8 protein-coding genes are annotated in these 11,478 nt (G+C 32.4%); 3 read left to right on the top strand and 5 right to left on the bottom strand.

Features of this window, described 5'->3' with window-relative positions; translation table 11 throughout:
- Nucleotides 1–428 precede the first annotated feature (428 nt).
- Complete coding sequence (locus JG776_RS11520) at nucleotides 429–1,223, top strand: ZIP family metal transporter (protein ID WP_291967665.1); 795 nt, start codon at nucleotides 429–431, stop codon at nucleotides 1,221–1,223.
- Nucleotides 1,224–1,544: 321 nt separating this feature from the next.
- Here the strand turns inward: JG776_RS11520 and JG776_RS11515 are convergent, their stop codons facing one another.
- Complete coding sequence (locus tag JG776_RS11515) at nucleotides 1,545–3,257, bottom strand: ABC transporter ATP-binding protein (RefSeq protein WP_291967663.1); 1,713 nt, start codon at nucleotides 3,255–3,257, stop codon at nucleotides 1,545–1,547.
- Nucleotides 3,258–3,417: 160 nt separating this feature from the next.
- Between JG776_RS11515 and JG776_RS11510 the strand changes: the two genes are divergently transcribed.
- Together JG776_RS11510 and JG776_RS11505 are read left to right on the top strand one after the other, a co-directional pair.
- The gene (locus JG776_RS11510) at nucleotides 3,418–5,349 is read left to right on the top strand and encodes an OPT family oligopeptide transporter (RefSeq protein ID WP_291967661.1); all 1,932 of its coding nucleotides are present in this window, start codon (nucleotides 3,418–3,420) and stop codon (nucleotides 5,347–5,349) included.
- Between the two features lie 105 nt (nucleotides 5,350–5,454).
- On the top strand, nucleotides 5,455–5,796 hold the full coding sequence (locus tag JG776_RS11505) for a hypothetical protein (protein WP_291967660.1): 342 nt from the start codon (nucleotides 5,455–5,457) through the stop codon (nucleotides 5,794–5,796).
- A 26-nt stretch (nucleotides 5,797–5,822) separates the two neighbouring features.
- On the opposite strand, the gene JG776_RS11500 is transcribed toward JG776_RS11505, so the two are convergent.
- From JG776_RS11500 to JG776_RS11485, 4 genes are all read right to left on the bottom strand, one after another.
- Nucleotides 5,823–7,007, bottom strand: a complete 1,185-nt coding sequence (locus JG776_RS11500) for an MFS transporter (RefSeq protein ID WP_291967658.1) — start codon at nucleotides 7,005–7,007, stop codon at nucleotides 5,823–5,825.
- A gap of 13 nt (nucleotides 7,008–7,020) precedes the next feature.
- On the bottom strand, nucleotides 7,021–7,773 hold the full coding sequence (locus tag JG776_RS11495; protein ID WP_291967656.1) for an alpha/beta fold hydrolase: 753 nt from the start codon (nucleotides 7,771–7,773) through the stop codon (nucleotides 7,021–7,023).
- 595 nt (nucleotides 7,774–8,368) lie between these two features.
- Nucleotides 8,369–9,676 (bottom strand): diguanylate cyclase, encoded by a 1,308-nt coding sequence (locus tag JG776_RS11490; RefSeq protein WP_291967654.1) that lies wholly within the window; start codon nucleotides 9,674–9,676, stop codon nucleotides 8,369–8,371.
- 88 nt (nucleotides 9,677–9,764) lie between these two features.
- The gene (locus JG776_RS11485) at nucleotides 9,765–11,078 is read right to left on the bottom strand and encodes a diguanylate cyclase (protein ID WP_291967652.1); all 1,314 of its coding nucleotides are present in this window, start codon (nucleotides 11,076–11,078) and stop codon (nucleotides 9,765–9,767) included.
- Nucleotides 11,079–11,478 lie beyond the last annotated feature (400 nt).

The raw sequence follows: 11,478 nt of genomic DNA, 5'->3' as shown, positions 1-11,478 counted from the left end.
TATAGGTCGACCAAAGATTATATATAGGTCCATTTATTTGGGCTTATATATAGTCGGAGGGAAGATTCTTTAGGGTTGAGAAAAGCTATATTATAGTCGTATATTCATCATATGATTATAATATGGTTCCAATCTATCCTAAAGGGTCGAGCTAAGATTATAAAGGGTGTTGATATTCGTGTTGGGGCCCACACGAAGCTTGGTTATATACAGCCGAAAGGTTGTATATAGCTAATTAGATATCCTTTATAGTCGAACGAACCATCAACTTAGGTGGCGAACTGCTCTATTGCAGTCGAGAGATTGCAGTTGGGTAATAAACCATCTATGTTGGTGCAAGGTAGATTGTTATGTGCTCTTTGCTTTTTATTTTTTGTGTAACAAAAACCACCCCTTCTAAATATTCTAAATTAATAGGGGGTGGTATTTTGAATGCATTAAATAATTTTTCTCCTTTATTACTTGCACTATTAGCAGGACTTTTTACTTGGCTTATAACTGCTCTTGGTGCATCTATTGTATTCTTTTTTAAGGATGTCAACAAAAAAATTTTAAATAGTATGATGGGATTTGCAGCAGGTGTTATGATTGCAGCAAGCTTTTGGTCACTTCTTTCACCCGCAATAGAACTCGCCGATGAATTAGGATATAACCCTATTTTCCCAACTGCATTTGGTTTTTTGTTTGGAGGCTTGTTTATTAGATTAACAGATTTTTTTGCTGGTAAAATACACAAAAAAGAAACAGAAGAAGAAAATATTTGGAGAAGAATGTTTTTACTTATACTTGCTATAACACTACACAACATTCCTGAAGGCCTTGCAATTGGAGTTGCATTTGGTGCCTTAAACTTTGGGTATAGTGCAGCTGCTCTTGCTGCAGCGGTTTCTCTTGCTATTGGTATAGGAATACAAAACTTTCCAGAAGGTGCAGCAGTTTCTCTGCCATTAAAACGAGAAGGGATGTCATCCTTTAAAAGTTTTATGTATGGTCAGGCATCTGCTCTTGTAGAACCCATCTCTTCTGTAATCGGTGCTTATCTTGTTGTGTATATAAGGGCTATACTACCTTATGCCCTATCCTTTGCAGCCGGTGCAATGATTTATGTTGTTGTAAAGGAGCTTATTCCAGAATCACAGTCGGAAGGAAACGAAGGACTTATAAGCATTATGACGTTAATAGGTTTTATAGTAATGATGGTTCTTGATGTAGCATTAGGATAGGCATAAGACTATCCTATCAGGCTGTTGAAAAAGTTATATATTGATTAGCCCCATGAAGGATTTCTTGGGCATCGGTTCATTTTGCTAAGCAATTTTAAGCTTTTCTTTGTTTGAAAAAGTCCTACCCTCGCGATGCCATCGTCCTGATGACCGCTCGGCTCGGCACGTCCTGTGCCGAATTACGGACTTTTTCAAAGTCGAAAAGCAATAATTGCTAAAGCTTATGAAATATGCCATTTTGAAATCCTTTCATGGGGCTTTTTCATGCTTTAGTATACAAGTGGGTTTGTTAACAATCTGTAGGATAGGCATAAGACTATCCTATTCAAATTGTGTCTTATACAGTTCGTAGTAAACTCCCTTTTTCTCCATAAGCTCACTATGGGTTCCCTCTTCCTCTATTCCATTTTCAGTTAAAACTATTATTCTCTTTGCCTTCTTTACAGTTGCAAGCCTATGTGCTATTATGAAGGTTGTTCTGTTTTTTGATAGTTCTTCTATTGACTTTTGAATTATAGCCTCACTCTGATTATCAAGGGATGATGTAGCTTCATCTAATATTAAAATCGGTGGATTTTTTAGAAACATCCTTGCTATGGATATCCTCTGTTTTTGCCCTCCTGATAGTTTAACTCCCCTCTCTCCTATATATGTATCATACCCATCCTCAAGCTCCATTATGAAATCGTGGGCATTTGCCGCCTTTGCTGCATTTATTATCTCCTCATCTGTTGCATCTAATTTACCATAGGCTATATTTTCACGTATTGTCCCTGCAAATAAAAACACGTCCTGCTGAACAATACCTATGTTTTGCCTTAAAGACTTTAGTTTTATGTCCTTTATGTTTATATCATCAACATAAATACTTCCACTATCCACATCATAAAACCTTGGAATTAAACTACAAAGTGTTGTTTTGCCAACACCAGATGGACCAACAATAGCAATACTCTCACCTGAATTTACCTTAAGATTAATATTCTCTAAAACTGTATTTTTATTGTTGTAACTAAAACTAACATTCTTAAACTCAACCTTTCCTCTTACATTTTTTATCTCAACTGCATCTTCATTATCAAAAATGTCTGGCTTTGTATTCATAACTTCATAAAATCTCTTAAATCCAGCCATTCCTCTTTGATACTGCTCAACAAACTGTGCTAATCTCTTTACAGGTTGTAAGAATTGACCTATATAGAGTAGATAAGCAACTAAATCTCCTACTTCAATTTGTCCCTTTGCTACAAAGTATCCACCTGCAATTAGTGCAGAAAGAGTTGATATATTTGAAAAAAAGTTAATCCCAGCGTGAAGTATTCCTATGTATTTTACAGACTTTGTTCTTAATTTTTTAAACTGACTATTACCATCATCAAATTTATCAATTTCATATTCTTCATTTGTAAAGGATTTTACAACTCTTATACCTGATATTGAATCTTCTAATCTACTATTTACATCCGCTAAGCTTTCTCTTATTTTTCTAAAGTTTCTTCTCATCTTGGAGTTATATACAATTGTAAAGTATATCATAAAAGGTATTATAGTAAATACTATTAGGGTTAGCTTTACATTAAGCCTTAATAGTAGAATAAATGATCCAAGTATCATAAGAGTTGAAATAAAAAGGTCCTCTGGTCCGTGGTGTGCAAGCTCAGATATTTCATTTAAATCATTTACAATCCTTGACATTATCTGCCCTGTCTTTGTATTGTCAAAATAACTAATCGGCAATGTTTGTATATGAGAAAACATATCCCTTCTCATATCATACTCCATTCTTACACCTAAAACATGTCCATAATATCCTACAATATATTCAAATAACATTCTTAATATATAAAGAATTAGAAGTACAATTCCAATATTCAAGATTAAAGATATGTTTTTAGAAGGAATTATATTATTTATCATTCTTCTTGTTATCATAGGATATATAAGGTCAGTTGCCGCAATCAAAACCGCACAAACCATATCTAATATAAAAAGTCCAATATGTGGTTTATAGTATTTTATAAAGCTCTTTAGCATCTAAATCACCCCTATTAAATTTTAAACCATAATCTTAATTCAAACAATAAACACATTTTATTTTGTTAAAAAAAGTTAAGTAAAAATTTAGAAGGAATTAAAATAGATTTATAGAAATAAAATTTTAATATAAAAATCTTAAAATGGGGAGGGGTTTTTTATGTCAAGAAAAGGGCTTCCTGATGGGGCATACGGACTAAAAGATGGACAAAAATATGTACCATATGTTCCTTCAGAAAAGAAGATGCCTGAATTCACAGTACTATCAATCATCCTTGGTGTTCTACTTTCAGCTCTATTTGGTGCCGCAAACGCATATCTTGGACTTAAGGTAGGTATGACTGTTTCTGCTTCAATTCCAGCTGCTGTTGTTTCTATGGCAATTGTTAGAGTTATTTTAAGAAGAAAATCAATACTTGAGAACAATATGGTTCAAACAATAGCTTCAGCTGGTGAATCTCTTGCTGCAGGTGCTATTTTTACAATTCCTGCTCTATTCCTATGGGGGGAAGCTCCAAGCGTTTTAACAATGGGTATATTAACCTTTGTTGGTGGTGCTCTTGGTGTTCTATTTATGATTCCTGTTAGAAGATATTTAATAGTACAAGAACACGGAAAACTTCCATATCCAGAAGGAGTTGCCAGTGCTGAAGTTTTAGTTGCAGGTGAAGAAGGCGGAACAGGTGCAATCTATGTATTTATTGGTGCATTAGTTGGACTTATCTATAAGCTTGCTGGCGATGGATTTATGTTATTCCCAACTTCAATTGATTTTGAAATCCCAAAATATAAAGGTGCTATGGTAGGAATGGACGTATATCCTGCACTACTTGGTGTTGGTTTTATAGTAGGACCTCAAATTTCTGCATATATGCTCGGTGGTGCTATTTTAGGATGGCTTGTATTAATTCCTGCAATATATTTCTTTGGTCAATACATTAACGATCCAATATTCCCAGCTTCAGTGCCAATTAAAGAACTTGGTATTGGAGGTATATGGAAAAATTATATAAGATATATCGGTGCTGGTGCAGTTGCAACCGGAGGTATAATTAGCTTAATCAAAGCTATACCTACAATTGTAAATTCATTTAGACAAGCAATGAAGGGATATGGTAAGAAAGCTCAAGGTGTAATTGAAAGAGTAGATGCAGATCTTAACCCCAAATTTGTTATAGCTGGTATAATTATTTTAATAGTACTTATGGCGGTACTTCCTCAAATTCCTGTTAAAATATGGGGTGCTATACTTATTGCTATCTTCGGTTTCTTCTTTGTAACTGTTTCCTCAAGAATAGTTGGTCTCGTTGGAAGCTCTTCAAACCCAGTATCAGGTATGACTATTGCTACACTTCTTTTCTCAACAGTTATACTAAAGGCAGTTGGATATAATGGTAAAGAAGGAATGATTGCTGCTCTAATTATCGGCGCTGTTGTCTGCACTGCTGCTGCAATAGCTGGTGATACATCACAGGATCTAAAAACAGGTTATCTTGTTGGTGCAACTCCTTGGAAACAACAGATTGGAGAACTAATTGGAGTTCTTGCTTCAGCTGCTATAATAGGATTTATATTAATTATGCTTCATCAGGCATATACATTTGGTTCAAAGGAATTAAGTGCTCCACAGGCTACTCTTATGAAACTTGTAATTGAAGGTATTATGGATGGAAACCTTCCTTGGAACCTTGTATTTATGGGTGTATTTGTTTCATTAATGCTTGAGCTATTTAAGATTCCATCACTTCCTGTTGCAATAGGACTATATTTACCAATTAGCTTGTCAACTCCAATTATGGTTGGGGGAATTGTAAGAGGCATAGTAGACAAGAAGATAAAAGACGAAGGTGAACGCAAAGAAAAGGTAGAAAAGGGTATACTCTACTCATCCGGTTTAATTGCTGGTGAAGGTTTAATGGGTGTTATTTTAGCCTTCTTTGCATATTTTGATGTAGATTTTAGTTTAAAGAATCCTGTTTTCGAAAGATGGGGTGCTCTAATATTATTCCTACTTGTTGCTTTAAGTTTAGCTTACTTTGTATTTAAAGATAAAAAACAACCAAAACAAATTAATAAAACTAAAAGTCTATGATTAACTAAGTTAGGTTCCACATTGATATTAACACCAATGTGGAACCTATTAACAAATAAATTATAGTCACTTTTTATTATGACTATAGTTTAAAGGAGGAATATTATGAAATACGTAATTTATGTATTATCAATCGCTCTAATTACAGCTTTTTTAATCATATATGGACGTGCAAAGGAATATTATCTGCCTACTGAGTTAACAAGCAAATTATACATAAAATGCAGGGATAAAATATTAAAGTATCTATCTAAAAACAAATCTGCTACATATAAAGAACTTGAAAGGGAGATAGAAGGTGTTACAGCAAAAGTGTTTTGGAGTAGAAAAGTAATGACAGTTCTTGATTCAAAAAAAATGGTTAAAGGTATAGTTGATTCTCTTTTGAAACAAGATAAAATTCAAATATTAGAATCAGATGGAAAAAAGTTAGTGGTGCTAAAGTAAAAAAGTTGGGCTAAAAGCCCAACTTTTTATAATGATGATGAAATTCCTTTACTTATATATTTATTGAATCTTGATGTTAATATTATTAATCCTGCTATAACCATTGCTACTGCTGCAGTTGGGAAAAATACTCCATATCCAAACTTATCAAGCATAAATCCCATTATATTGTTTGCTAAAAATTGTGGTAATGATATAAATAGATTCATCATACCCATAAATTCACCTAATCTTTCTGGTGGAACTATCTCTGCAAGTATAGAATAAGTTGTTATTTGAATTGCTATAAATCCAATACCAATAACAGTCATCATAACAAATAGTGCTGCCTTATTCTTTACGAATGTACCTAATGCAAGGGATAGTGCAAATAATACAACACCAAGTAAAAGAACCTTTCTCTTTTCTATTTTATCCGCAAGCTTTCCAATAGGAACTGCAAATACAGCACCAGCAAGTGTTAATATAAGTAGAGCATTATTAGCATCTGAGTTTGATATATTTAAGTTTGTTGTACAATATTTTACAAAGAAAGGCGTAATAAATCCAAAGGACATATAAACCATAAATACTGAAAGATATAGTTTTAATACTGATGGGAACTTTATAAAATCAAAGGAAACCTTATTAGGTTTTTCATACTTTGAAGTATCTTCACGAACTAAGAATACAGTTATTACAACAGTAACAAGGCCTAAAATTGCACCAAGATAAAATGGATATTTATAGTTCTTTTCCCAAAGACTTGGACCTAACATAAATATTATTGCACTACCAATTACACTTACAACTCTTGCAAAACCATTTGCAAGTCCAAGCTCCTTTTCATCTACAGCCTCTGGAATCAATGAATAATACGGACCTTGATAAAAATTTAAGAAGAAATAGAATAAAAATGCTAACATAAAGGCAGTCATATATGTGTTGGTATAAGGTAACAGTATTAAAAATAACGCCGAAAGAACTGAACCCATTATCATAAACGGCTTTCTCTTTCCCATTTTAAAGTTACTTCTATCACTTAAAAGACCAACTAAATATTGAACAAATATACCCGTAAAGGCACCCATTGAAATTAAACGCCCTTGCTGTGCATTTGAAACATTGAGTTTTGCTACAAACAAAGGAATAACCGACATATTCATAGCCCAAAGTAGACCAACCCCCAAATTAGGAAGTCCAACAATATATGGAACAAACTTCTTCTTCATAAAAATATCCCCCTTATTTTATTTCAGATAAAAATTCTAAAACGGCCTTAAAACAATCTTCTCTTTCACACTCAACTGTTATATTATGACCTGACTTCTCTAATTTACATATTCTCTTTAATTTACTTTTTGCACTGTTGTTTAAATAATCTGCACTCCTTGGTTCAACTGTTTCATCATTTGTAGAATAAACTATTAAAAGTGGTGCCTCAATCTTTGAGAGATTCTTCCTTACTACTTTATTTAGCTTATTAAACTCATCAACAGACTTTATTGGTACCTTATTATACCCAAGTAAATATTTCATTTCTTCCTCTGGTCTCTCTCTTGGTTCCCACTCACTATAACGCATAAAGTACTTTATAATAAATGCAAAGTTAGCAGCTTTGTTCTTATTAAAAAGTGGCGGTGCTAAAGCCGAGACGCTATCAACTTCATAGTTTTCAGCAATGTAAAGTGCCAAAAGTGAACCCATAGAATGGCCTATTACGTGAATCTTTTTACATCTTTTCTTTAAAAGATTGTATCCTTCAATTGCAGAATCTATCCAATCCTTATATGTGCATTTCTCCATATCCTCAACATTTGTTCCGTGGCCCTTTAATCTTACACCATATACAGTATATCCTTTTGAATGCAGCCTTTCTCCAAGAAGCCTAAGCTCTGCTGGAGTTCCTGTAAACCCGTGAATTACAAGACACCCCTCATCATTTCCCTCAAATAAATATTCTTTTCTTAAGTCAACATCTAAAACTGTAGTTTCCATAATAACTCCCCCTTATAGAAAAGGTTTTCTTAATTATATTATTGTACAAACTATTTCAAATGTCAATATTTTTCAGAAAATATCATTTATAAATTTATTCTAAATTTTGAATAAAATTTTAAAGAGATAAAAAAAGCCCCTATGCAAAAAAAAATAATTATAAACGCATAGGGGAAAGTTTATGTCAATTTATATTTTACCACATTTTTTAGAAATTTAAAGAATTAATTCTAAATTTCCTAATAATTTAGCATATGAAAATATAGAAAAATAAGGACAGTCCCAAACTGTCCTAAAATTGTTGGCAAACCTAATTATTAGATAAAATCTGAAAAAGCCCCATGAAAGGATTTCAATAGGCTCTTTCATGAGCTTTAGCAACTCTTGCTTTTTGATTTTGAAAAAGTCCGTAATTCGGCACAGGACGTGCCGAGCCGAGCGGCCATCAGGACGATGGCATCGCGAGGGTATGACTTTTTCAAACAAAGAAAAGCTTAGAATTGCTTTGCGAAATGAACGAATGCATAAGAAATCCTTCATAGGGCTAATCAATTCATAACTTTTTCACCAGTCTTAGGATACTTCCAACCTGTCCTTATAAGCATTCTACCCTATTTCTACCTGAATTTTTTGCCTTATATAATGCCCTATCAGCATTTGTGATTAAATCTTCCAATGCTAAATCCTTTCTTGGCTCAAAGGATGCAACACCAAAACTTGCAGTATAATTTATGTGTAAATTAAATTTCTTTGAATATACTCTATTTTGCTCAATTACTCTTCTTAAATTCTCAGCCTTCCTATATGCATCCTCAAGGTCAACACCACTTAATAAAATTACAAACTCTTCTCCACCAAATCTTGCTACAACATCATATTTTCTAACAGCACTCTTAATTGTTTTAGAAAAATCCTTTAATACTAAATCTCCCACATCGTGTCCATAGGTATCATTTATAGTTTTAAACTTATCTAAATCAGTTAAAATCACAGCTACTGGTTTTTTTAACCTTTTTGCCCTTGAAAACTCTTCCCTTGCACGTACAAAAAAGGCTCTTCTATTATACACCCTTGTTAAGTAATCAAACATAGCTAATTTTTCAGCTTTTTGCTTTGCCTTAATTATTTCATTTCTATCATTTTTTTCCTTAGTAATATCCTGAATGATACCAACTATTCGAGTTGGTTCGTTATATTCATTTTTTATAGGCATACATTTTAGCCTTACCCATTTCATCTGTTTTTTGCAGTCCACTGCTCTAAACTCTTCAATATATGTATTATAATATCTAAAGTAATCAATCAATTTGATGAGTTGAAGCCTGTTTATAACCCTGTCCCTATCTTCACTATAGATACACGACAACCATATATTAGAATCTGCATAGAAAGCCTCTATAGGTATTCCTGTAAATTTTTCTGCAGAATTGCTTGTATAGATAATCCCCTTTGTTTTAACATCCATAAGAAATGTTATTTCCTCTAAGTTTTCTGTAATCTGCTTCATTACTTCCTTTTGCTCTGAAAGGCTTGATGTTAAGTTTTTTATATCTGTTATATCTGTAAAAAGAAGTCCAAAATGCCCTTGTTCTGGTGAAAATACATCTATGCTATACCATCTTTTCCATACATCAAAGTATTGTTCTATTTTATCCTCTGTTCCATTTGTTGCAACTTCTGAGAAAAGCTTTAATTTATTACATACAACAAACTGATTATCTTTAATTTCACTTGCTCTTTTACCTATTATGTAATCTTTTTTAAGTCCCGTTAACTCTTCAAAGGCTTTATTTACATATACAAATTCATAATCTATAGCTTGTCCATTTTCATAGACTATCCTATGATATGCTAATGCATTCTGCATACGGCTAACTATCCGTCTAAAGAATTCACCCTCCATTTTAAACACCCCAGACCAAATAAAATCATCAACTATATTTTAGCAAATTTAACCAATGTTTTAAATATATATTTTTAGAAAATTAAACTTAATTTATTACTTCAACTCTATTTCTACCATTTTCTTTTGCTGTATATAAGGCTATATCTGCTTTTTTTATTGCTTCATCAAAATATTTAAAGCCACAACAATTCACTTTGCTTATTCCAAAACTTGCAGTATACCTAACTTTTTTATCTAAAACCGTTATTTCTGTTTCACTTATTCTTTTTCTAACTTCTTCAATTCTTTTATAGGCCTGTTCCACATCAATGTCATTTAAAAGAATTATAAATTCTTCACCACCAAATCTTGCAACCAAATCATTTTCCCTAACTGAAGATTTTAATACATCTGCAAAATTCTTCAATACTAAATCTCCAACATCGTGACCAAAATTATCATTTATACTTTTAAACTTATCTATATCCGCCATTACCAAAACTAAATTATTATCTTTACATTTTGCTTTTTTACATCTTTCTTCAGCCAACTGGAAAAAGGCACGTCTATTATATAGATTAGTTAAATAATCCCTCATTGCTAAATTTTCTGCCTTTACCTTCTGCCTAATTATTTCTAATTTGTTTTCAATATCCCTTGTTATATCTTGTTCTATTCCAACAACTCTTATTATTTCACCTTGTTCATTTTTTATAGGCAAAAACTTTGATTTAATCCACTTTAACTTTCCTGAATTAGTTATAATCCTAAACTTTTCTACAAATATACCCTTTTCATACATTTCCTTAAGAGTTACATCCATATTATATCTTTTTTGTACTTTTTCATAATCATCAGGATGAACTATCTGTTTCCACCTTTGTACATCCTTCTTCATCTCTTCTATACTCATTTCATAAATTTTTTCAAAGGCTGTACTTGCATATATAACCTCTTTGGTCTTAACATCTTGTAAAAATGTTGCTTCTTCTAAATTTTCTGTTATCTGGTTTAAAACTTCCTTCTGTTCTCTTAAGGATTCTGTGGTCTTCTTTATATCTGTAATATCATTAAACAAGGTAGCAAAGTAGCCTTTTTCGGGAGAGAACACATCAATTCTATACCATCTATCCCATAAATCAAAATATTGCTCAATATGGTCCTCTGTTTCGTTTTCTGCTATCTTTGCATAATATTCAATCCAGTTAAAGCTACTCTCCTTTATATTAGGAATCAATTCTGTCACCTTTGATCCTATAACATCCTGCTTTTTTAAACCAGTTAATTCCTCAAAGGATTTATTCACATATATGTACTCATAATCAACTGGATTTTTATTTTCATCATAAATAATTTTATGGTATGCAAATGCATTCTGCATTTTATCAATTATTTTTTCCAATACCATATTGGCCAGCATATTTTCACCTCTAAACGTATACTCACAAAATATTATTATACCAATTTAAAAAGTTTTTTCTATTTATGTTACACATTATTCATATATTTTTTTGTTCAAAAATCCAAAACATTTTCTGATATACTATCTAAATTAATAGAGGCTTAAATTTATAAGCTCTTAGATTGTTGACAAACCTACTTATTAGTTAAATTTTGAAAAAGCCCCATGAATGGATTTCAAAAGGCTCTTTCATGAGCTTTAGCAATTCTTAGCTTTTCGACTTTGAAAAAGTACGTAATTCGGCACAGGATGTGCCGATCCGAGCGGCCATCAGGACGATGGCATCGCGAGGGTAGGACTTTTTCAAACAAAGAAAAGCTTAGAATTGATTAGCGAAATGAACGAATGCCCAAGAAAT

The organism is Caloramator sp. (assembly GCF_020054765.1).
Classification (GTDB): domain Bacteria; phylum Bacillota; class Clostridia; order Clostridiales; family Caloramatoraceae; genus Thermobrachium; species Thermobrachium proteoclasticum.
This window is presented reverse-complemented; position numbering and strand designations above follow the sequence as displayed.

Coding starts and splice junctions, on each gene's coding strand:
- JG776_RS11505 (WP_291967660.1), top strand. CDS start 5,455: ATGAAATACGTAATTTATGTATTATCAATCGCTCTAATTACAGCTTTT.
- JG776_RS11515 (WP_291967663.1), bottom strand. CDS start 3,257: ATGCTAAAGAGCTTTATAAAATACTATAAACCACATATTGGACTTTTT.
- JG776_RS11495 (WP_291967656.1), bottom strand. CDS start 7,773: ATGGAAACTACAGTTTTAGATGTTGACTTAAGAAAAGAATATTTATTT.
- JG776_RS11490 (WP_291967654.1), bottom strand. CDS start 9,676: ATGGAGGGTGAATTCTTTAGACGGATAGTTAGCCGTATGCAGAATGCA.
- JG776_RS11510 (WP_291967661.1), top strand. CDS start 3,418: ATGTCAAGAAAAGGGCTTCCTGATGGGGCATACGGACTAAAAGATGGA.
- JG776_RS11485 (WP_291967652.1), bottom strand. CDS start 11,078: ATGCTGGCCAATATGGTATTGGAAAAAATAATTGATAAAATGCAGAAT.
- JG776_RS11500 (WP_291967658.1), bottom strand. CDS start 7,007: ATGAAGAAGAAGTTTGTTCCATATATTGTTGGACTTCCTAATTTGGGG.